The following is a 23,442-nucleotide window of genomic DNA, read 5'->3' as shown; positions in this document are numbered from 1 at the left end:
AATAGCATACCAATGTGGAGAAAGAGCTTTGCATGTGTTTTAAACCCTGATATTCTTGTAAATTACCCAATACAAGGAAATTATTGCTCGATTTCTGATTAATATAGGTAAATTAGGGCAACCAACTATGTTTAAAATGAGAACAACGCTCCTCTTATCTCTGCTAATATGTGCTTCAACGATTGTTACGGCGCAAACTACCCAAAAAACTACTTCAGGAATAGTTACTATGAATGGTGCAGATTTGAATAAAATGATGGATCAAAGTGGAATTGTATATGATGAGGAAGGAAATAAAGTTGATTCTTTAAAAGTAGCAGATATGCTTAAAGGAGAAAAGTATCGGATTGTTCTAATGAAAAAGAATTCAGATAGCCTAATGAGAAGGGTTATTCAGAAAAGAGACCTTGTTAAGGAGGCAGAACAATATGAACGCACCAAAATAGCGTTGCGCCCACCTAGTCCATTACTACAGGTTGGAACTACTTTAAGTCTGGATCCATTAGCTAAGAAAACTAATACTGAGGCTTTAACTCAAAAGTCAATACTTATGATTTTTTGGTATCCTGGTTGTTTCAGTACTAATAACTATGACAAGGTTAATGAACTCATTAGATCTATTAAGAATCCTAAAGGTTTAGAAGTTCTGTTAATTTCCCACGAAACGGTAAATAGCGTAGCCGATGGACTAAAGAAAACACCAATCTTTTACAATCAACTGTTTATAGACGCAGGTGCCGTCACTAAGGCTTACCAAACAGAAAACATGCCTATAATGCTGGTTGCAGATCAAAACCACACTATTAGATTTGCTAGTTGGGGTAATCCTGATTCAATAATAAAAGGGCTCAAAGAAGCCCTCTTAGAAGTTGATAAATAAGCTGTTAATTCACTTTTATATTAGTATAACAGATCTCCGATCGTCCATTCTTTTCTCTTACCCATGCTATTAGCGCCCCGTCATTTAGAGTGGTAATCACTGCATGATGATCTGGCTGTTGGCCATCCGTAATAGCGATAGTTTTGTTTTTACTTGAGTCGGTAAGTACTATTTTAGAGTTTGCCGCCGGTTCATGACTCATTTTTATTCCTCCTCCTCCATGTGAGTGGTTCATTTTCATTGGTTCTGCTTCCGGCTCCTCATTCAATTCTTCGCAAACCATAATTAATTCGTTGTTTGCAAGCGCAATTAACTGTGGGTGTTTACCATGAGCAGTAATTAACCTGCGCTTACTGAAATTTGTATTCTTGTTTAGTGATGCATTATAAATGCCCGAGCCTCCCCCGGCAGTAAACCAAACAGCATTTACGCCATCTTTTGTAAAGGCAAGTGAAGGACCTGAATGCGGACAACCATCGATTTCCCAATTGTCGTTACTTAATGTGCTTGAGAGTCGTAGATATGGCCTTTAATAGGCTGTGTTTGGGCTTGGTTATGAATAAATATCATAACAAGCCCTATAGATATATATATGTAGAATCTGCTAAAATTAGCAGTCAGTATCATAAAGATTAGAGAAAAGCAATAAGGCCTCTGAACATAATTGTGGCAAAGGTAGTGATTGTGAAACAACGTGTAATTAAAATGTAACATTTAGTTGTTTGTTCTTTCTAAATTTCAATTAACAATAACCATTATGCTGAATGCTTCAATTTAACAACTTTCGAAAATCATATGGCTATCATCCTATTTTAGAGATAAATCGATTGGCAATTGAATCTGGCATCTATTGGATTAAGGGAGTTAATGGGTCCGGAAAAAGTACTTTACTAAAGTCTATTGGCGGATTCCTCTTCTTTGAGGGCGAAATATTATTGAACAATGTGAGCGTGAAAAAGGATGGTGTTGCCTATAGAAAAATGGTAAATTTTGCCGATGCCGAACCTATTTATCCTGAGTTTTTGACGGGCTGGGAAATGATAGCTTTGTTTGCAAAAGCAAAACAAGCCTCACCTGGTCAAGAAACCTATTTCATTGAAAGTATGAAAATGGAGAGTTACCTGAGTAATGCAGTAGGCTCTTATTCGAGCGGGATGCTTAAAAAGCTTTCTTTGGTACTTGCTTTTTTAGGAAAGCCTAAAGTGATTCTGCTCGATGAACCCTTGATTACGATTGACACTGAGTCTTTATCCATATTATGCCAGTGGATACTGAAGAAGCATGAGGACGAAAACGCTACTTTCCTTCTGTCCTCTCACCAAGCGCTAAATGAAGAGCTTTTAGTAAAATCCAGGATACTGCTGGTAGATCAACAAACACTTACAGTGGAGCAATGAGGCAATCACCATTGACAAATGTATTGATGAAGATATTCTCTTCTGGTTTCTATCGGATGCACTCTGGAATGCTGATCTTCTTATTCGGCACGATTCTGTGTTACTGTTTTTTTATTAATACACTGGGCAGTGTTCCTACATGGGCTTTTACCTTTTGGAATTTGATGATTACACTATCGCTGGTAAGTAGCCCGGTGATAATGGTTTTTTTCTGTCTGGCTGCTCTGATTTATGCCGTAAAAAGCTGGCAATATGTTGCAACGCAATTGGCAAACAGGAATAATGAATTTCTATACCATAGCGTTTCATCATTCAATAAATGGCAGCAGTTTAAAAGTTGGTTCTATGTACAGTTTAGTATATTTCTGCCATTGATAGGCTACGCTTTGTTTGCGAGCATAATTGGCTTTAATTTTGGCCATTATACTATTCCTGTTGCTATTTTACTTTATCTGCTTGTGCTATTAATTTTAAGTGTTTGGATATTCATTAGGCTCTCAAATAGACTGATAGATATCGACAAGCAGACTTTACTTATTAGATTATTCAGAAAATGGAATAAGCCATTTTTTCTTTTGTATACACTCTTTGTTTTTGATAAACTTAAAATCACTTATCTGGTAACCAAAGCTATTTCATGGGTACTCATTATTGGTGTATTTGCAGTTTTCTCAGATATTAAAGATGGTTCAACCGTTCCAAGTTTAGTTATATTAATGATTGCAACAGCGCATACTTTACTTATCTATAACGAATTTCGCTTTAACGAGAAATATCTTTATTTCTCCAGGAATTTCCCTTACAGTATAACTAGGCAGTTTTTAGGCGCTTTTTTAAACTATTTTATATTAATGCTCCCTGAAGTGCTATGGTTTGTTAGTGCTTTCGGGATTGATTCATTTAAGCTTCTTATACAGGGTTTTAGTATAATGATCTTATTTAGAAGTTTACTTTACTGGATTGGCTTAAATATGAAAAAGTATCTGATATGGATCTTTGTACTGTTTAACCTGGTATTTCTTATAATCCTTTATAGGGTAACCTGGGTGATACCCACCACTTTTGCTCCAATAGCATACTTGGTTTTCCGGAAAAACTATCTAAATAAGAATCTGATTGATTAAATATTTATCTTGATGCAGTATTTAAATCTTTAATTTAAAACACCTTAGAACAATGAACAAATTAGCTTTCATTCTATTGTTATTAGGATCAGTCTTATGCGGATTCGTATTGGCCGATTCATCTGCAAAGATTCTTCAAAAGGGATTGATTGTTGATTTGGATGCAGATAAAGGGGTTGTTGCCAATAATGACAATAGGGTTGAGAAATGGATAAATCAGGCCTCAACACCTGCAGTAAAGGAATTTGTAAAAAGAGATGAAGGACGAAAAGTTAAAGGTTCGGGCATGCCATCTTTAAAAAATAAACTATCGGAATTAAACGGCCACAACACAATTGTTTTTAGCAAACAGGAGCTCGTTGCTCATGATGAAGATGCATTTGATCATTTACTTACGGGAAATGGATACACCTGGTTTTGTGTTTTAAAGGCAGGAAAACAATCTGGTGAGCTGAAAGATGTAAATTCCTTTTTTGGAAATTTAAAGAATGGCGGAAATTACGAAGGTATTTGGGGAGGGCTTAATGATAACAATAGCATTTGGATGGGCAGTAGAAATGGGGTAACATTTGGGCGCTGGGACAACAACAACCCACACGTTACTGCCGCCAACACAATACTTGAACAAGATAAATACTACCTTTTAATGGGCAGAATGGGTAAAGGAACTGACACTGTTATGCTTTCTTTGTATTTAAATAATGGCATTTTACCGGTTGTTACACACCCCTTCCCTGTTAATAAAATGGCCAACTCCTCCAAGCTTTCTATTGGCCAGGAACGTGATGCCATTGAACATCCGGGTACAGAATCCTTTATTGGTGAGATTTCAAGATTTCTACTCTATGATCGTCCATTAAGTGACCAGGAGTTAAACAAAACGGCAAAAGGGCTTAAAAAGACATACAGCATCCATGATTAGCCTATTGACCAGTACTACAATTTAAAGAAGATCTTTTTCTTATACAAGAAATAGAATACTCCCCATTCAGCAGCAAATATTGAAAGGGAAACCAGCACCATAATAAGGTTATCTCCCAGTCCGGTTAATTTAAAAATAGGCATGGTAATGATTTCAACGTACTCATTGAGCCAATGCTTCCCTACAGTATCACAAAATAGGTAAACGAATATAGAGTTCATTCCTACCACCTGAAAGAGCAGCAGCCCCTTACGATTCAGTTTTACATCTATCCACCAGTAACTTAGAGCCAATGCTAACATACAGAAACCTAGTGAAGTCAACATAAATGAACTGGTAGCTATCGGTTTAATTATTGGGGTAATATTAGCTGCACTCATACCGTAGCCTATGATAAGGGAAATGGTTCCAACCACCACCAAATACTTCAATTGATTTCTGTTCTGAATGAACATTTTACCTACTATTGTTCCGGCTATGGTGTGAACAGCTGTTGGCAGCCAATTGATGAACACATAGCCATGCGTATGCTGTCCAAATAGAATCAAATCCATATAATCGCCGAAGTTCTTTCCGTCAACAAAAGCCTGATTATATCCATCTACCGGATTATAGCGATACAAAAGCTCGGTTAAAACTAGAATGCCGAGACATGCAAATATTTGAGCCTTAGACTTTAGGTTGAACAACAAGAATGCAATTAATGTAGTGAAAGCCAATTGAGTAAGAATATCGGTAACATCTAATGCTTCAAGAGATAGCCAATTGGGGTCATGTATCCTTTTGAACAAACCAAAAAACAACAATAGCCCACATCTTTTTAGGACTTTGATTAACTGCTGGTTCCAACTAACTCCATTTGCTGTTTGACTTGTTAAGGAATAGGCCATAGAAACTCCTGCCATAAACATAAATGCAGGTTGAATTAAATCCCATAAGTGAAGCCCAACCCATTGATTATGGAAAAACTGAGAAATGACCTTAAAACCAAAGCTTTCTTTATCTGTAATACACGCTCTGATGTGGGGATAGAGTTCTGCCGTTTCGAGTGTCAGTAAAACCATCACTAATCCTCTCATAAAATCAAGGGAGAGCAATCGGTTAACGTTGTTTTTGGTTATTGAGTTTTCCATTTGGCTTTATGTCTACTTAAAAATATATTATTTATTTGTTTTTAACACTATTAATATTTACGCAAACGTTTGTTCTTAAAATTTGTAAAGTTTCGTTCGTTGAAGTTTGAACTAAATGAATTTTAATACTAACTTTCCTGAACAAGTGAAATCATTATGACTACAAGAAGGAGTTTTTTACACAAAGGAATATTAGGTGTTGCTGCAACTACCCTGGCCAGCATGCCATCTGTTTTTGCTGAGCCGCTTAAAACTAAAGCCTCTAAAGGAAAACATGATCCATTTAAATTAGGTATTGCCGGCTATAGCTTTGTGAACTTCAATTTGGATGAATCACTTAAAATGATGAAAAAAGTTGATGTACATTACTTGTGCATTAAAGACTTTCACTTGCCTTACAAAAGTTCTGCAGAAGAAATTTCTGCATTTCATGCTAAACTTAAGGAAAACGACGTAACTGGTTATGCAGTAGGTCCTATATATACAAAAACCAGGAAAGAAATTGACGATGCATTCGATTATGCGAAAAGAGTTGGTGTTGACTTAGTTATAGGTATCCCGGTGCATACTGACTTGGATTATGTTGCTCAAAAGACAAAAGAATACAACATTCGATACGCGATCCATAATCACGGTCCTGAAGATAAATTGTACCCAAACGCTGAAAGTATTTACAATCTCATTAAAAACCTTGATGAACGTGTAGGGATATGCTTTGATATGGGACACAACAAAAGAGACGGACGGGATTCTGTGGCTGATTTTCAGAAGTTCTCCAAACGTATTTTTGATATGCATTTAAAGAATGTTACTGCGGCTACTAAAGACGGCAGTACGTGTGAGCTTGGTCGTGGTGTAATTGATATTCCTGCTTATGTAAAAATGCTGAGAAAGGTAAATTATACTGGTTCTTGCAGCTTAGAATATGAAAAGGATATGAAAGATCCATTGGCCGGAATAGCGGAATCAGTCGGCTATTTTAAGGGTGTTTGTGATGGTACACGCTAATCCTACTTCCGTATCTTTCTTAGGTATGCTGTCTGTTTTTCACTAGGCAGATAGGTAAATTCAGAGAGGTTCTTTATCCAATAAACATGTTCAAAAACTCAACTTAGATTGCAAGAATACATCAATAAAAAAGGTGAATTTGACTAATTTCATTTGGTGTTTTGTAAAGAAACTCCGGGAGAAAAGATTAGATAATCAGCGATTTAATACTAATGTATCAATACATATAAACAACATAAATATACTGATAAATAGATTTTTAATATATTAAACTAAAGTAAAAGATCACTATAAATTCCTTTACGAAATATAATTCTGTTGGTGCTTTAAAGCACCATTCAGTAATACTAAAATAAATAGCATAAAAAAGTCTTCAAAGTTATCTGAAATCTGCTACCCACCCTAACCTATTAATTGGTTATCTTCGTTCTTATTAACCTAACCATGAATAAAGCCTACAAAATCCTCCCCCTTTTCTTACTCCTAATTTCCAGCACTTGCTTTGCTCAAAAAAACACTAAGCCGAACGTTATTTATATTTATGCTGATGACCTTGGTTATGGAGACCTTAGTTGTTATGGAGCCATCAAAATTCAAACTCCAAATTTAGATAAGCTTGCCGCATCCGGTATTCGCTTTACCAATGGACATGCTACATCTGCAACTTGTACCCCATCTCGCTATGCTTTGATGACAGGGAGATATCCTTGGCGTAAAAAAGGTACTGGAATTTTACCGGGTGATGCGGCCTTGATAATTCCTACTGATAGGACTACTTTACCTAACCTCTTTAAAAAAGCAGGTTACAAAACAGCAATTGTTGGCAAATGGCATCTTGGCCTAGGCGAACAAGTAGAGAAGAATTGGAATGGTGAGATTAAGCCTGGTCCTAACGAAGTAGGTTTTGACTATTCTTTTATTTTTCCGGCAACTGCCGATCGAGTGCCTACAATATTTTTAGAAAACCATAAAGTTGTTGCGCTTGATACAAACGATCCAATTACTGTAGATTATAACAAAAAGGTTGGCACAGATCCGACGGGCAAAGATCATCCTGAACTATTAAAGTTGCAATCATCCCCTAATCAAGGTCATAATCAAACTATTGTTAACGGGATTGGAAGGATTGGTTATATGAATGGCGGTAAAATGGCCCGCTGGGTTGACGAAGAGCTATCAACAACGTTCCTAGCTAAAGCTCAACAATTTATAGGAACTAACCAAAAGAAACCGTTCTTTTTGTACTATGCTTTAACTGAGCCTCACGTTCCAAGAATGCCTGCTACAATGTTTAGGGGAAAAAGTGGTTTAGGCTTAAGAGGTGATGCTATTTTGCAACTTGATTGGACTGTTGGGGAAATCATGAAACAATTAAAGACGCTTAATATTGATAAAAACACCGTAATTGTATTTAGCAGTGACAATGGCCCTGTACTTGATGACGGTTATCAAGACGAAGCAGTAACCAGACTGAATGGACATACACCTGCAGGGCAATTTCGTGGAGGAAAATATAGTGTTTTAGAAGGCGGCACCAGAGTTCCATTTATATTAAGCTGGCCGGGGACAGTTAAGCCTCAGGTTTCAGGAGCAATGGTAAGTCAGATGGACTTGCTGGCAAGTTTTTCAAAATTGATTAATCAACCAATACCTAATGGAGATGCCCCTGATAGTGAGAATTTGCTAGATGCCTTTTTGGGTAAATCACCAAAAGGAAGATCCATATTTGTTGAACACGCTGGTACTCTTGCTGTCATAAAAGACGGATGGAAGTACATCTCTCCTTCTAAGGGCGCGACTTATGATGAACTTGTAGCTATTGAGACAGGTAACTCTCCAGAACCGCAGCTATATAATCTTAATGAAGATAAAAGTGAAAAGCATAATCTTGCTGCTCAACATCCGGAAGTAGTGAATGAACTAAAGGATTTGTTAATGAAGATAAAACAAAAGGAATAAGCGTTTTATGATGTTTAATTTAAATAAGAAAGTCTTTCTGTTTGTACCAATAGTTGTTGGCCTTTCTTGCAGTCAGGCCAATAAGTCTGAAACGTCTAAGAAATCTGATGAAGAATACTGTTCTGATAAATTGCCAAGCAGATATGGCGCTATGGTACAAGATACCACGCTTTCTTCAAATTCGAACGGCTCTGTTAAAGGCATGAAGTGGATTCCTGGCGGCACCTTTTTAATGGGTGCCGCAGATCAGGAAGGCCGTAAAGATGAGTATCCGGCACATCAGGTTAAGCTTGATGGCTACTGGATGGACGAAAAGGAAGTTACTAACGCTCAATTTGCAGAATTTGTAAAAGCTACCGGATATAAAACGGTGGCTGAAAGAAAACCTGATTGGGAAGAAATCAAAAAGCAACTGCCAGAAGGCACACCAAAACCTTCTGACGATTTACTTGTACCGGCTTCTCTGACGTTTAATCCTCCCACCAGACCAGTTTCTCTTCATGATGCATCTCAGTGGTGGTCGTGGACTCCCGGAGCCGACTGGAAGCATCCTGAGGGGCCGCAGAGCAATTTAAAAGGAAAGGACAATTATCCGGTTACTCAGGTTTGCTGGGAAGATGCAAATGCTTATGCAAAATGGGCCGGCAAACGATTACCAACAGAAGCCGAATGGGAATATGCTGCCCGAGGTGGACAAAAGAGTGCAATTTATCCTTGGGGAGATGAACAAATAGAGCTGGGAAAACCAAAAGCGAATACCTGGCAAGGAAGTTTTCCCGACAAAAATACTGATTGGGATGGTTATCATGGTTTAGCTCCTACCGGATCATTCCCGGCTAACGCATATGGTTTGTTTGATATGGCTGGAAATGTTTGGGAATGGGTTGCGGACTGGTATAGCAATGATTATTATGAAACATTGAAAGGGAAAACGGTAATCAATCCGAAAGGTCCTGTTAAAAGCTTCGACCCTGATGAACCTACTGTCCCAAAAAAAGTTACTCGAGGAGGTTCGTTTATGTGTAACAGCTCTTATTGCAAAGGCTATAGAGTGGCTGCCCGTATGAAATCATCTCCGGATACCGGATTACAAAATACAGGGTTTAGATGTGTAAAATCTGAACCTGTTTCTAAAAAATAACATACTGAGTTGTAATGAAAAAAATAGCATTCCTAATCTGTTTCTCTTTTTGTCAATGGGTTAGCGCTCAAAAAAAACCAAATATTGTAATTATCATTTCCGATGATCATGCCTATCAAGCCATCAGCGCGTATAGCAGTAAGCTGACCCAAACCCCTAATATTGATCGCATTGCTAAAGCTGGAGTTACGTTTAATAAAGCTTATGTAACAAACTCTATCTGTGGACCAAGCAGAGCGGTTATCTTAACCGGAAAGTACAGTCATAAAAATGGTTTTAAGGATAATGAAACCTCAGAATTTGATCATAGTCAGGATAATTTCGCCAAGCATCTCCAGTCAGGGGGCTATCAGACTGCATGGATAGGAAAGCTCCATCTAGGCCATAAACCGCAAGGTTTTAACTATTACAGCATACTTCCAGATCAAGGTCAATATTACAATCCTGACTTTATTGGTATGGATGGCAGATCGACCAGAAAAGAAGGGTATGTTACAAATTTGATTGAGGATGCTTCGGAAGAATGGTTGGATTCAAGAGACCCCTCTAAACCATTTTGCTTAGTCATAGGCCATAAAGCCACACACAGGACGTGGCTTCCGGATACTACTGATATGGGTAAATATGACAAGGCAAATTTCCCTTTACCAAAGAATTTCTATGACAATTATACAAATAGAGAAGCCGCAAGAGTTCAAGATATGACGATTGATAAAACCATGCTGATGGGCTATGATCTTAAAATGCTTTCTTACAGTAAAAATGGAGAAGGTTCGGTCAACAGAATGAATCCGGCCCAGCGCGCCAAATTTGATGCATATTACAAACCAATTGAAGCCGATCTAAAGGCTAAAAACTTATCGGGTAAGGCTTTGGTAGAGTGGAAATACCAGCGCTACATGAAGGATTATTTAAGTACCGCAGCATCGTTAGACAGAAACATTGGCCGTACGCTTGATTATCTTGAAAAGCATAGTCTAAAGGAGAATACAATTGTGATTTACATGTCTGACCAAGGCTTTTATATGGGAGAACATGGTTGGTTTGACAAACGTTTCATGTATGAGGAGTCGTTTAGAACACCAATGGTGATGAGTTATCCGGGTGTAATAAAACCTGGTACACAGTCTAATGATTTTGTAATGAACTTAGATATAGCCCCAACCCTTTTGGGTGCCGCCAGTATGAAAATACCGGCTGAGATGCAGGGTAAATCAATGTTGCCATTGTTTAAATCTAGGCATGCGAAAGGTAGAGATAATATGTTTTATCACTATTATGAAAATGGTGAACACTCTGTATCCCCTCATTTTGGTGTCAGAACAAAAAGATATAAACTAATTCGTTTCTATAAACGTGTTGAGGGCTGGGAACTTTACGACCTTGAGAAAGACCCGAATGAAATGACAAACATCTATGGTAAAAAAGGGTATGATAAAATTACTACTGAGTTAAAAACAAAGCTTAATGAATTAATTCGTCAATATGAAGATGAGGATGCGAAGAAACTCATGAATTGATTTGAGAATTAAATTTTGCCAGGAAGCTAGATATTAGCTTGGAATAAAATAATAAATGGTATTAAATTCATTAACAGGAGAATTTACTGAAGTAAGGCTCCGGCTCTAATTAAAACACTGACGTTCATATTTTTGCTTTCATTAAATACGACAATGAGAGCAATTAAAATTGAGCGATTAATAACAAATCGCGATGACGTTACGCGACGTTATTTTAACGAACTAGAGAGAATGCCTTTAGCTAAGCTTGAAGAAGAAGTAGAATTGGCAAAGAAAATTAAAGATGGCGATAAGGCAGCCCTTGACAAACTTGTTGCTCTTAACCTACGTTTTGTTGTTTCCGTAGCAAAAAAATATCTTGGTAATGGTGTAAGTTTAAATGACCTTATAAGTGACGGAAATATTGGATTAATTGAGGCTGCAAAACGGTATGATGAGACTAAAGGATTTAAGTTTATCACTTATGCCGTTTGGTGGATAAGACAGGCTATTTTAATGGCCACTTCAAACTGCGATCGTATGATTCGGTTACCGCAGAATCAAATTTTAAGTATTACTGCTATAAACAAATCTAAAGCGATTCTATTAAACGAATTAGAACGTGAGCCAACTATCGAGGAATTAGCAGAGCATACTGGGTTAAGTGTAAAAATAATAATCCAACTTACAAGAATCTCAAAAGGCTGTTCTTCGTTAGATGCGATAATTAATGATGAAAGTGGTGCTACACTTCTTGACGTTGTTCCTAATAATGATCCGGATGTAAGTCCAGGCAAAATAGAGGATTCATCCCTACTTATAGAGCTCCAACAAATTATGAACGAAAAACTTACAGTAAGAGAACGGTATATACTTGAGCATTTTTACGGATTGACCACAGGGAACTCAAGAGATATGGAAGATATAGCTGAAGATCTAAAGATATCTAAAGAACGAGTTAGGCAACTTAAGTACAAAGCGCTAAACAAATTAAAATCAATCCCTCAAACAAAGAACCTGTTCCAGTATTTACTTTAAGTTCTAATGTCGACGGATTATTTAAGAATAAAGTGATGGAGATCACAAATACTTAAGATTAGGGTCACTTTTGCCCTTTACTTAAATACTCAACTTTGAGGCATACTTTTTAAAAAGATGCTAAAGGAAAAAGTAATTTCATCGGAGAAACATTGTTTCCATTGTGGGGAAGATATTCTGGCAAAAAAATATATCCAGGATGACAAACACTTTTGTTGTTCTGGATGTAAAACTATCTATGAAATCTTAACTGAACATAATCTTTCGAACTATTATGTTTATAATAAAATTCCAGGAAAAACTCAACGTAAGATTACCTCAAACTTTGACTATTTAGAAGTAAAAGAAGTTATTAGTAAACTGGTAGATTTTGAAGATGATACCAAAACAATAATAACTTTCTATATCCCTGCTATTCATTGTAGCTCATGCATTTGGCTTTTGGAGCACATAAATCTACTTCAATCTGGAATCTATCAGTCGAGAATTGATTTCCTTAAAAAACAAGTTACTATCACAGTTAAAAATGATGAGGTAAGTTTAAAGCAACTGGTGCAGTTACTTTCATCAATCGGTTACGAACCTCTTATAAGCTTACAGGATGTTGTAAAGACCAGCCAGACGAAGAAGACGGAAAGAAGTTTAATCACTAAGATTGCGGTTGCAGGTTTTTGTTTTGGTAATGTGATGCTCCTAAGTTTCCCTGATTATTTTGGGCTTGCTGATTTTGAGCATGAGTTTAAAGATTTCTTTGGATGGCTTAATCTTGCATTTTCTTTACCTGTAGTTTTTTATAGCGGCAGGGAATATTTTATTTCTGCCTGGACTAATTTAAAAGCGAAAAGACTGAACCTTGACTTCCCACTGGCACTGGGTATTTTGGTTATGTTCCTAAGATCTGCCTATGAAATTCTACTGCAAACAGGTCCTGGATTTGTAGATACCTTATGTGGTTTAGTCTTCTTTTTGTTAATTGGAAAATGGATGCAGGAAAGAACTTTTCATCATATTTCATTTGAAAGAGATTACCGCTCCTATTTTCCTGTAGCTGTTACTACAATCAATGATGGGATTGAAAAACCGATACCTCTCTCCGATTTAAAGATTGGCGATAGAATCCTTATTCGCAGTCATGAGATTTTACCGGCCGATGCTATTCTTTTAAAAGGGGAAGCTGAGATAGACTTTAGTTTTGTTACTGGAGAATCTATTCCTGTAAAAAAGACCTTAGGAGAGATTATCTATGCAGGAGGACGTCAGTTATCTGCTTCTATAGAGATGGAGGTTGTAAAGCCTGTATCACAAAGCTATCTAACACAATTATGGAACAATAGTGCCTTTATTCAATCCAAACAGAGGATTAAGACATTTAGTGATACAGCCAGCAGGTATTTCAGTATCATATTACTATGTATTGCCTTAAGTTCAGCAGCTTTTTGGCTTCCAACAGATCCATCTAAAGCATTGGCTTCCTTTACAGCTGTATTGATTATAGCTTGCCCATGTGCATTAGCACTTAGTTCGCCATTTACATTAGCAGCAGTGCTGTCAATTTTTGATAAAAACAGATTTTATTTAAAAAATACAAGCATTATTGAAGAATTGGCTCGTATTGATACCTATGTATTTGATAAAACTGGCACAATAACCAATCCGGATGCGGCCTCATTGAGCTTTAATGGAATTATTACCAATGATCAGATGCAATTAGTGAGTGATCTCGCAAGGAATTCCGGACACCTGTTAAGTCGTGAATTAGCAAAATTTATTAATAGACCTTCAGTATTTCATGTACAGGAATACACGGAAAAAATTGGAAGAGGCATCAGTGGTAAGGTTAATGGAAATTATGTAAAATTGGGAAGTTCTACCTTCCTTAATCTTCCACTGAATAGCTCTTCTTCTCATGGTTCTATCCATGTAATGATTAACAATACCTACGTAGGTTTTTTTACCATCAAACAGCAATGGAGAAATGGCTTTAAAGAATTAATGCAAAAACTTTCATTCGAATCAGATTTGCATTTACTTTCAGGTGATCGTGATCACGAAAAGAATCAACTTATTCCTTTTTTTGAAGATAGTCGTAAGCTTCACTTCGAACAATCTCCACAAGATAAACTCGATTACATACAACACCTTCAAAAGGAAGGAAAGAAAGTATTAATGTTTGGTGATGGTTTAAATGATTCAGGTGCACTTAAGCAAAGTGACTTGGGTATAGCAATAACAGATAACATAAATAATTTCTCTCCGGGTTGTGACGCGATACTAGATGGAACTTCTTTTCATAAAATTCCACAATTCATCCAGCAGGCTAAAGATGGAGTTAAGGTAATCAGAATGTGCTTTGTTATTTCATTAATGTACAACACTGTAGGGTTATACTTTGCGGTTCAAGGGATCCTATCACCGTTAATGGCAGCCATATTAATGCCTTTAAGCACCATTACAATCATCCTGTTTACTTCTATAGCTGTCAGACTATTTGCACGTAAAAACAAATTATTATGAATATGATCTATTTCCTTATTGGTTGCAGTATTCTACTTGCACTGATATTTTTAGCCGCTTTTTTTTGGGCAAGTAAATCGGGTCAGAACGACGACACCTTCACTCCTGCCGTCAGAATTCTTTTTGATGATGACGTGGCTGATAAGGAAATAGAAATAAGTGATGAAGATCATGTTTAGCTAAAACTTTGATCACAGAGAGGCATACTTAGCTGCAGTAATTTTACAAACGTTAACTACACATTTTACATATGACTGAAAAATTCTATTACGACAATAAGATCGTCAGGAACTTTGCCGTAGCCACCATTGTTTGGGGGATAATAGGCATGATTGTGGGGCTCCTTGCGGCGATGCAGCTCTTTAAACCTGAACTAAACATGGGTTCGCAGTATACCACTTTTGGGCGCATCAGGCCTTTACATACCAATGCTGTAATTTTCGCATTTGTTGGTAATGCCATTTTTATGGGTGTTTATTATTCATTGCAACGTTTGCTAAAAGCAAGAATGTTTAGCGATGTATTAAGTAAAATCCATTTCTGGGGATGGCAGCTTATTATTGTTTCTGCAGTAATTACACTTCCATTGGGTTTTACATCATCCCACGAATATGCTGAACTTGAGTGGCCAATTGACATTGCCATAACGGTTATCTGGGTAGTTTTCGGGATAAACATGTTTGGCACAATCATTAAAAGAAGGGAACAGCATATGTATGTTGCCATTTGGTTTTACATTGCAACCTTTGTAACTGTAGCGGTTCTACATATTGTAAATTCATTTCAATTACCTATCTCATGGTTTAAAAGCTACTATATGTATGCCGGTGTTCAGGATGCATTGGTTCAGTGGTGGTATGGCCACAATGCAGTAGCCTTCTTTTTAACCACTCCATACTTAGGCATGATGTACTATTTTCTACCAAAAATGGCTAACAGACCTGTTTATTCTTACAAGCTCAGTATTTTACACTTTTGGTCGTTGATATTCATATATATATGGGCTGGTCCTCACCATCTTTTATATACCTCTCTTCCTTCATGGGCGCAATCACTTGGCGTAGTATTTTCTATTATGCTAATCGCTCCTAGCTGGGGAGGTATGATCAATGGTTTATTAACACTACGCGGAGCCTGGGATAAAGTAAGAGAAGATGCTACTTTAAAGTTCATGGTTGTAGGTTTAACAGCTTATGGTATGGCCACATTTGAAGGTCCTTTGCTAGCTTTGAAACAGATTAATGCTATTGCTCATTATACTGACTGGATTGTGGCGCATGTACACGTTGGCGCATTAGGATGGAATGGCTTTTTAACTTTCGGAATTCTATACTGGTTAATACCTAGAATTTACAGAACACCATTATACTCAAAAAAACTTGCTGCATTTCACTTTTGGATAGGCACTCTCGGAATTATTTTCTACGCAGTACCACTTTACTTTGCAGGTTTCACGCAAGGTTTAATGTGGAAACAATTTACAGAGGATGGGATGCTAAAATACCCTAATTTCCTTGAAACCTTACTACAAATCATTCCTATGTATGTACTAAGGGCTATTGGAGGTGCCATGTATTTAATTGGCGTAATAGTAATGACCTATAATCTTATAAAAACTGCAAAAGCTGGTAAACTAGTTGCCAATGAGCCTGCAGAGGCATTTGCACTATCAAAAGACTATGAGCCTGTTGGTTCAGACAAAAAATTACACAGAATACTGGAGCGAAAACCAATGGTATTCATGGTATTATCTTTAATAGTGATTTTAATAGGAGGCATGATTGAGATGATGCCTACGTTCACAATTAAATCAAATATCCCTACCATTAGTAGTGTAAAGCCCTATTCGCCTCTAGAATTACAAGGACGTGATCTTTATATAAGAGAAGGTTGTGTAAGCTGCCATTCTCAAATGATCCGACCATTTAGATCAGAAACTGAAAGATATGGTGAGTACAGCAAGGCCGGTGAATTCGTATACGACCACCCATTTCTATGGGGTTCTAAGCGTATCGGTCCTGATTTAGCAAGAGAAGGTGGTAAATATTCAAATGCATGGCAGTTTAACCACCTATTGGATCCTCAAACTATGTCGCCGGGTAGTATTATGCCTCCTTATGAATGGTTGATTAATCAAAAGCTAGACACCACAACTACCATTGCCAAGATTAATGCAATGCGAACTCTTGGTGTTCCTTATGAAATTGGCTATGAACATAAAGCGAATACTCACCTGGACAATCAGGCAAAAGAGATTGCAGCAGATCTTCAGAAGAGTAATGTACGCGTTCAAAGTGACAAAGAAATTATTGCAATTATAGCCTATTTACAAAGGTTAGGTACAGACATTAAAGCTAAATAGACCTAAAATTCAGAAAAGATGTTTAAACAATTTTTAAATCAAGTAGATGGTAGTCAGGTGTATTTAATAACATCACTTGGCATATTCCTGGTATTCTTTATTATGGTGGCTGTATTGCTTTTAGTAATGAAGAAAGATAAAATTAAGTATATGAGTGAGCTACCATTAAATGACGAAGTACAATGACAGATATGTTTATATGGGCTTTACTGATTACCGCGGTATTGCTCCTCGCAGTTTCGGTACTGCTTTTAAAGGTAATAAAAGTTTATGTTCAGGAAACTCTAAATCCTACTCCGTTTGCAACTCCAGAAGAAAGAAAACTTAAGCAACTAGCAGCTAAAAACATAGAGGTAGAGGTTAGGAAAGGCCCTTCTATTTGGACAAAACTAATGGGCTTAAGGCCGATATCTGAAGAAAAGGATATTGTAATGGAACATAAATTTGATGGGATAGCTGAACTCGACAACCCCACTCCTGCCTGGTTTATGGTTCTGTTTTATGGGACAATCATTTTTGCTATTGTTTACTTACTTAGTTATCATGTATTTGGTTTAGGCAAGCTACAGGAAGAAGAATATACTATAGAACTAAGACAGGCCGAGGATGCTAAAATTGCTTTTCTGCAAAAACCTGGAAGTTCAGCCAATAAAATAAATGAAAACAATGTTGAGCAGTCCAAAGATCCGGCAGTACTTACAGCCGGAGCGGGTCTATTTAAAGCTGCTTGTGCTCCATGCCATGGCGAACATGCAGAAGGATTGGTAGGGCCAAACTTAACAGATGAATTCTGGCTTCATGGTGGGACAGTAAATGATATTTTTAAAACCATTAAATATGGTGTGCCGGACAAAGGTATGATTGCCTGGGAAAAAACGATGAAACCCAAACAGATTGCAGATTTAACGAGTTACATCATGTCTCTTAAGGGCAGTAATCCTGCAAACGCCAAGGCGCCACAGGGTACAAAACAGAATTAAAATGTCACAAACACCAGCACATTTTAGAGATCAGGTATCCACGCTTACAGATGACGGTCTAAAGAGAAAGTGGATTTATCCGAAGATAATAAAAGGAAAACTGTACAGGTATCGCTCAGCGGTTAGTTACTTCTTCCTTTTATTACTATTCTCTGCACCATTTATTAAACTGAATGGAGAGCAACTGATACTTCTGAATGTGCTGGAAAGAAAGTTCGTCTTTTTTGGGATCATTTTCTGGCCTCAGGATTTTTATCTATTTGTATTAGCACTACTGATTTTCATAGTATTCATTGTGCTTTTTACTGTGATCTTCGGACGGGTATTCTGTGGTTGGGCCTGCCCGCAAACCATATTTCTGGAAATGGTGTTCAGAAAAATTGAGAACTTGATTGAAGGAGATCACAATCAGCAAAGAAAGCTAGACGCCGCACCATTAACCTTTAATAAATTCTTTAAAAAATCGCTAAAACATGCGCTGTTTTTCTGTATTTCATTTCTTATCTCCAATGTTTTTCTCGCCTATGTTATAGGATCTGATAAACTTGTCGAGATTGTTACCGAACCCATTAAAGGCCACCTATCTGGTTTTATAGCTATATGGGTGTTTTCTCTAATATTCTACTTAGTATTTTCTAGAGTCAGAGAATTGGTTTGTACAGTTGTTTGCCCTTATGGTAGATTACAAGGGGTTCTTCTGGATAATCAAAGTATCATTGTGGCTTATGACTATGAACGTGGTGAGCCTAGAAATAAAGTAAATAAGGGACAAGAAAATCAGGGAGGAGATTGTATTGATTGTAAATTATGTGTTCAGGTGTGCCCCACCGGTATTGATATAAGAAATGGTACTCAACTGGAGTGTGTTAATTGTACCGCATGTATTGATGCCTGCGATATGGTGATGGAAAAAATTAACAGACCCTCGAGGCTTATTGGCTTCAAGTCAGAAGCAGAGATTAAGGATAAAACATCCTTTAAAATCAGTAAGAAAATATACGGATATTCTGCCGTCCTATTGATTCTAATTGCTATACTCTCCTTCCTATTAATTAAGCGTACTGATGTACAAACAACAATTTTACGAGCTAGCGGAACGCTATACCAGCTTAGGGATAAAGACCAAACTGTAAGTAATTTGTATACAGCTGAAATGGTTAATAAAACTAACAAAACGGTGGATTTCGTGATAGTGCCTGATGATAAAGATGCGAAAATTCAATATATCCAAAAACCAGATTCTATTGCTTATGGCGGCAGTGCTAAAGTAACTTTCTTTATTATAATGCCTCAAAAAAATATCAAACAGTATAAAACTAAAATCGGTTTTAAACTCCTATCGAACAATAAGGTTGTAGATAGATTTGAAACTACATTTATAGCACCTTCAAACAATTAAAAATATGAATTGGGGTACAAAGTTAATTATTGGAATGCTGTCGTTTATGACTTTCATCGTAGTACTGGCTGTACTTATGATTAGGAGTGAAACTGATGCGCTTGTTGATCAGGATTACTACGAAAAGGGACTAAACTATGATCATGAATTCACACTTAAAGAGCAGGTAATAAAGGATAATGCGTTACCTGTAATAAGATTATCAGATGAAAGCTTAATTATAACATTTAAAACTGAAGCTACCGGCACATTAAAAATAATGCGCACTGCAAAAAAAAGCATGGATAGGATGATGAATTTTAAAAGTGATAGTAATAAGAATGTGATTCTGTCATCCAAAGATTTAGCGAAAGGAAATTGGAAATTCATTATGCAATGGAAAGCAAACAATGGTATTGCTTATTTAAATGAACAGGAGGTTTCAATACCATGAGCAATGAAAGACTAGCGTTTTTTATCGGTTTATTAGGTTCCTTGCATTGCATTGGTATGTGTGGACCATTAGCCTTCGCGGTTCCGCTAAGACATTCAGGATGGGCCAGTTTGTTATGGAATAAATTACTCTATCAATTTGGACGTATTCTTTCGTACTGCATATTAGGTGCTTTAGTTGGATTAATAGGGAAACAAATATGGCAGGCGGGAATTCAACAAGGCATTAGTATACTTACAGGGACATTAATCATATTAGCTGCCAGTTCGAGATTACTTAAATTCTCTTTTTTTAAGGAAACTTCAGTAAAAGTATTGAGTCCATTTAATAAAGTATTTAACTATGCTTTCAAGCACAAATTAAATCATTTAATTATTGGAATGATAAATGGCCTGTTGCCATGCGGATTCGTTTATCTGGCTCTGGCAGGAGCATTAAATACAGATAGCGTTAAACAAGGTGTATTTTATATGTTTTGGTTTGGAGTAGGAACAATACCATTAATGCTAGGTGCAGCCATTGTTGTCGGTTTTTCTGGCTTTACTTTTAGGAGAACATTGAATAGATTTGTTCCTTATGCAATGCTAATTCTGGGTTTCTGGTTTTTATTTAGGGGATTTGAATTAAACATCCCCTATTTGAGTCCACAAAAACCAAATTCTAATACAATTGAATGCAGATAATCTAATCTGCTAAGCTAAATATTTGAGTGCTTGGTACATTTGCCCATAGTCTAGCATCAAATGCCATACATATGTTCCTAAGAAATTTCTTCCCATACTCTGTAACGCGTACATCATAATCTGAAAGCATTACCAGACCATCTTGAGCTAACCATTTCATTCTTCTTATACCATCTTCTACTTTATCATCCATCTCTTCGGGCTTTTTCCAGGATGTATGTCCTTTACACATTAAGTTTAAAATGTGCTTGCGAATTACTAGATCTGTTTCGCTTAGGATATGCCCTTTAGTGAGCGGCAATTCTCCCTTTTCTACTAAGCTAATATACTCTTCAACACTTTTCACATTTTGAGCAAAGGCAGTCCAGCAATCACTTATAGACGATACCCCTAATCCTATCAAAACATTACTTGATTGTTCTGTGTAGCCCATAAAATTTCTGTGCAATTTACCCTCTCGCTCAGCATTATAAAGACTATCTGTTTTTAATGAAAAATGATCCATACCAATTTCAAAATACCCTCCTTCTATAAGCTGGGCTCTCCCCATTTCGTATAAACTCTTCTTCAGATCTACAGATGGCAACTGATCTTCTGTATACTTACGTTGACCTGGCTTTACCCATGGAACATGAGCATAGCTATAAAAAGCGACTCTATCAGGCTTTAATTTCAACACTGATTTTATTGTTTTGTTTAATCCATTCAAAGTTTGAAGTGGTAATCCATAAATCAAATCATAATTAATTGACTGATATCCTAATTTCCTCGCCTTCTTAGTAATCAACTCAACAGACTTATAAGTTTGCACGCGGTTAATTATTGCCTGCACTTTTTTATCAAAATCCTGAATGCCGAGACTCAATCGCTTGAATCCGAGTTTGTATAAAACGGTAAGGTGCTCATCTGTGGTATTATTAGGATGCGCTTCAAGGCTAAATACAGCTTCTTCATGTAAACCGGATGGTCCAACAAGTCCATTAATTAATAGCTCAAGGTTTTCAGGACTGAAGAAAGTGGGTGTTCCTCCACCCAAGTGTATTTCTTTTATTACAGGCACCCCGCCAAGATGATCGGTATATATGTCCCATTCTTTTAGAACTGCTTTAATATAAGGGATTTCGACGCCATGATTTTTGGTAATCCTTGTATTGCAACCACAATAGGTACATAAGCTTTCGCAGTATGGTAAGTGGACGTATAGACTTATGCCTTCTTTACTGTTATTAGTGGCGGTAATAAGCTTATCAATCCATTTATTTTCATTAAAACTTTGTGCATCCCAGAATGGCACTGTAGGATAGCTGGTATATCGAGGTGCTGCAACGCGATACTTATCTGTTATAGAAGTACTATTTATCATCTCTACCAAATTTTGCGTTAACATCTAGCGTAATTTTCTGACCGCATGACCTAGCACATATACATGCATCTCCTAGGCACCGTTGTCCTTGCCACTTATCAAGGTTATTGATAGTTTCTGTAGCAAGGGCCATTGGAAGTCCATCTTCATTAATTCCATTTAAAGCTGATGGTGGAACGCTAGCAATCTTAATATTCTGATTGCTAGCTTCTTGTTGGTCAATATGAGAACTATCAATTGATCTTGTTGCGATATACCTTATACCAAGCTTGGCTAGCTTATTAATTACATTGGCAGACACATTATCATCGGTAAAAACAACGACTGCATCTTTACCTTCCGCATAAAACACAGTCTCATCTGATAATGAATTGGAAATCAGTGTGATTTCGTGCTTTTTATGATTTGCTATTGCCAGCGGCTCCTTTTCCGTCGACTTAATACTATATGCTACAACTCTCATTCTTTTGAATTTATCTATCAAAATTAAGGGGTGTCCCCCTTTTAAAGAGTGAGGTTGGTCACATCAAAATAGTGATCTTCGTCAGTTTTTCATTGTTCGCAGCCTTAAATGATCAAGGATTAAAATCTGACTGCCTTTTCTTTCAATTAATTCCTCATCCTTAAAGTCGCTTAAAATTCTACTAACTGTTTCCGTAGCCATTCCAGTCATTGCGGCAAGGTTATCTCTTGACATACTTAATAAGATACCTTTAGTTGAAGCATCTTTAATATTACTTAATCTTATCAACACTTCTGCCATGCGTTTTCTTACTGAATGGTAAGCTAACTGAAGCAACTGTTCTTCTTTATTTAATACATTGTTGGCTAAAAGTTTTATAAACTGAGCTGCAACTACAGGGTACTTATTAAGTAAAGGTTCTAAAAAATCTTTAGGAAGCAGACATAGCGATGTATCCGCCATAGCTTCACTGGTTTCATGATAGTTTTCATTAGCAAGTAATGACGCAACGCCAAAATATTCATCTTGGCCATATATTCCGGTTAATAACTCTCTGCCATCCTCCGCTACTTTAAAAGTTTTAACGCTTCCGGAAACTATAAGATACACACCATTAACAGTATCGCCCTGATAATAAACAACCTGTTTTTTCTTTATATTTCTAACCTTTCGTTCAGAAATTAACCGAGCAAGTTCTTCTAATCCTCTATTACTATTTAAAAGGCTATCCAATTTATCTAGAGATTGGCTATATAGCTGTTTTTGCAAATCTCTTTTCTTTACCCTACATTCTATTGCGTTTAACAGCTCTACGTCATCAAATGGTTTAGTTAGATAGTCATCTGCTCCCATTTCCATTCCCTTCCTCATATCAACACGCTCAGTTTTGGCAGTTAAAAAAATAAAGGGTATTGCTGATGTTTCGGGTGTTTTATTTAAAAGATGTAACACGCCATAACCATCAAGCTCAGGCATCATTATATCGCATAAAATAACATCTGGTAAGTGTTTTATTGCTAATTCTACTCCATCTTTACCATTTACAGCCTGAAATACTTCGTAATTTCCTAGTATTAAAATTTCGGCAGTACTCTCTCTAATATCATTGTTGTCTTCAATAATAAGTATCCTTGTTCTCTCCATT

General features: G+C 36.8%; 21 protein-coding genes. 16 read left to right on the top strand and 5 right to left on the bottom strand.

What is annotated here, in order from left to right; translation table 11 throughout:
- Window positions 1–136 precede the first annotated feature (136 nt).
- On the top strand, window positions 137–880 hold the full coding sequence (locus tag J1905_RS05610) for a peroxiredoxin family protein (protein WP_214226246.1): 744 nt from the start codon (window positions 137–139) through the stop codon (window positions 878–880).
- A 4-nt stretch (window positions 881–884) separates the two neighbouring features.
- Here the strand turns inward: J1905_RS05610 and J1905_RS05605 are convergent, their stop codons facing one another.
- Window positions 885–1,163 (bottom strand): hypothetical protein, encoded by a 279-nt coding sequence (locus J1905_RS05605; RefSeq protein ID WP_214226245.1) that lies wholly within the window; start codon window positions 1,161–1,163, stop codon window positions 885–887.
- A 481-nt stretch (window positions 1,164–1,644) separates the two neighbouring features.
- Here J1905_RS05605 and J1905_RS05600 point away from each other — a divergent pair, with 481 nt between their 5' ends.
- From J1905_RS05600 to J1905_RS05590, 3 genes are read left to right on the top strand one after another with little or no spacing between them, the layout of a single operon-like run.
- Entirely contained in the window at window positions 1,645–2,277 is a 633-nt protein-coding gene (locus J1905_RS05600) for an ABC transporter ATP-binding protein (RefSeq protein WP_214226244.1), read from the top strand.
- Window positions 2,274–3,401 (top strand): hypothetical protein, encoded by a 1,128-nt coding sequence (locus J1905_RS05595; protein WP_214226243.1) that lies wholly within the window; start codon window positions 2,274–2,276, stop codon window positions 3,399–3,401. Before J1905_RS05600 ends, J1905_RS05595 begins: the two co-directional genes overlap by 4 nt.
- Window positions 3,402–3,453: 52 nt before the next feature.
- Entirely contained in the window at window positions 3,454–4,323 is an 870-nt protein-coding gene (locus J1905_RS05590; RefSeq protein ID WP_214226242.1) for a LamG-like jellyroll fold domain-containing protein, read from the top strand.
- 14 nt (window positions 4,324–4,337) lie between these two features.
- On the opposite strand, the gene J1905_RS05585 is transcribed toward J1905_RS05590, so the two are convergent.
- Entirely contained in the window at window positions 4,338–5,456 is a 1,119-nt protein-coding gene (locus tag J1905_RS05585; protein ID WP_214226241.1) for an acyltransferase family protein, read from the bottom strand.
- A gap of 156 nt (window positions 5,457–5,612) precedes the next feature.
- Here J1905_RS05585 and J1905_RS05580 point away from each other — a divergent pair, with 156 nt between their 5' ends.
- The 12 genes from J1905_RS05580 to J1905_RS05525 all read left to right on the top strand — a co-directional run bounded on the left by J1905_RS05580 (window position 5,613) and on the right by J1905_RS05525 (window position 20,472).
- Window positions 5,613–6,464, top strand: coding sequence for a sugar phosphate isomerase/epimerase family protein (locus J1905_RS05580; RefSeq protein ID WP_214226240.1), 852 nt, complete (start codon window positions 5,613–5,615; stop codon window positions 6,462–6,464).
- A gap of 444 nt (window positions 6,465–6,908) precedes the next feature.
- Window positions 6,909–8,423, top strand: coding sequence for a sulfatase family protein (locus J1905_RS05575; protein WP_214226239.1), 1,515 nt, complete (start codon window positions 6,909–6,911; stop codon window positions 8,421–8,423).
- A gap of 7 nt (window positions 8,424–8,430) precedes the next feature.
- The gene (locus J1905_RS05570; RefSeq protein WP_350027969.1) at window positions 8,431–9,564 is read left to right on the top strand and encodes a formylglycine-generating enzyme family protein; all 1,134 of its coding nucleotides are present in this window, start codon (window positions 8,431–8,433) and stop codon (window positions 9,562–9,564) included.
- Window positions 9,565–9,578: 14 nt separating this feature from the next.
- Complete coding sequence (locus J1905_RS05565) at window positions 9,579–11,084, top strand: sulfatase family protein (RefSeq protein ID WP_214226238.1); 1,506 nt, start codon at window positions 9,579–9,581, stop codon at window positions 11,082–11,084.
- Window positions 11,085–11,237: 153 nt separating this feature from the next.
- Window positions 11,238–12,101, top strand: coding sequence for a sigma-70 family RNA polymerase sigma factor (locus J1905_RS05560; RefSeq protein WP_284445099.1), 864 nt, complete (start codon window positions 11,238–11,240; stop codon window positions 12,099–12,101).
- Window positions 12,102–12,218: 117 nt separating this feature from the next.
- On the top strand, window positions 12,219–14,615 hold the full coding sequence (locus J1905_RS05555; protein WP_214226237.1) for a heavy metal translocating P-type ATPase: 2,397 nt from the start codon (window positions 12,219–12,221) through the stop codon (window positions 14,613–14,615).
- A complete protein-coding gene (gene ccoS / locus J1905_RS05550; protein WP_214226236.1) occupies window positions 14,612–14,794 on the top strand; it encodes a cbb3-type cytochrome oxidase assembly protein CcoS in 183 nt (60 codons plus the stop codon). Before J1905_RS05555 ends, ccoS begins: the two co-directional genes overlap by 4 nt.
- A 71-nt stretch (window positions 14,795–14,865) precedes the next feature.
- Window positions 14,866–16,977 (top strand): cytochrome-c oxidase, cbb3-type subunit I, encoded by a 2,112-nt coding sequence (ccoN, locus tag J1905_RS05545; protein ID WP_214226235.1) that lies wholly within the window; start codon window positions 14,866–14,868, stop codon window positions 16,975–16,977.
- Between the two features lie 182 nt (window positions 16,978–17,159).
- The gene (locus J1905_RS05540) at window positions 17,160–17,957 is read left to right on the top strand and encodes a cbb3-type cytochrome c oxidase N-terminal domain-containing protein (protein WP_214226234.1); all 798 of its coding nucleotides are present in this window, start codon (window positions 17,160–17,162) and stop codon (window positions 17,955–17,957) included.
- A gap of 1 nt (window position 17,958) precedes the next feature.
- Window positions 17,959–19,356, top strand: a complete 1,398-nt coding sequence (gene ccoG / locus J1905_RS05535) for a cytochrome c oxidase accessory protein CcoG (protein WP_214226233.1) — start codon at window positions 17,959–17,961, stop codon at window positions 19,354–19,356.
- 4 nt (window positions 19,357–19,360) lie between these two features.
- Window positions 19,361–19,789, top strand: a complete 429-nt coding sequence (locus J1905_RS05530) for a FixH family protein (RefSeq protein WP_214226232.1) — start codon at window positions 19,361–19,363, stop codon at window positions 19,787–19,789.
- Complete coding sequence (locus J1905_RS05525; protein ID WP_214226231.1) at window positions 19,786–20,472, top strand: sulfite exporter TauE/SafE family protein; 687 nt, start codon at window positions 19,786–19,788, stop codon at window positions 20,470–20,472. The genes J1905_RS05530 and J1905_RS05525 overlap by 4 nt, the downstream gene beginning before the upstream one ends.
- 1 nt (window position 20,473) lies before the next feature.
- Here the strand turns inward: J1905_RS05525 and hemN are convergent, their stop codons facing one another.
- From hemN to J1905_RS05510, 3 genes are all read right to left on the bottom strand, one after another.
- Window positions 20,474–21,835 (bottom strand): oxygen-independent coproporphyrinogen III oxidase, encoded by a 1,362-nt coding sequence (gene hemN, locus J1905_RS05520; protein ID WP_214226230.1) that lies wholly within the window; start codon window positions 21,833–21,835, stop codon window positions 20,474–20,476.
- Window positions 21,825–22,298: a Rossmann-fold NAD(P)-binding domain-containing protein gene (locus tag J1905_RS05515; RefSeq protein WP_214226229.1), complete on the bottom strand. Its 474-nt coding sequence runs from the start codon at window positions 22,296–22,298 to the stop codon at window positions 21,825–21,827. Before J1905_RS05515 ends, hemN begins: the two co-directional genes overlap by 11 nt.
- 81 nt (window positions 22,299–22,379) lie before the next feature.
- The gene (locus J1905_RS05510) at window positions 22,380–23,441 is read right to left on the bottom strand and encodes a response regulator (RefSeq protein ID WP_214226228.1); all 1,062 of its coding nucleotides are present in this window, start codon (window positions 23,439–23,441) and stop codon (window positions 22,380–22,382) included.
- Between the last annotated feature and the right edge of the window lies 1 nt (window position 23,442).

This window comes from Pedobacter sp. B4-66 (assembly GCF_018492665.1).
Classification (GTDB): Bacteria; Bacteroidota; Bacteroidia; order Sphingobacteriales; family Sphingobacteriaceae; genus Pedobacter.
Note: the sequence above shows the minus strand (reverse complement) of the source record. Positions and strands in the feature narration are given on the sequence as shown.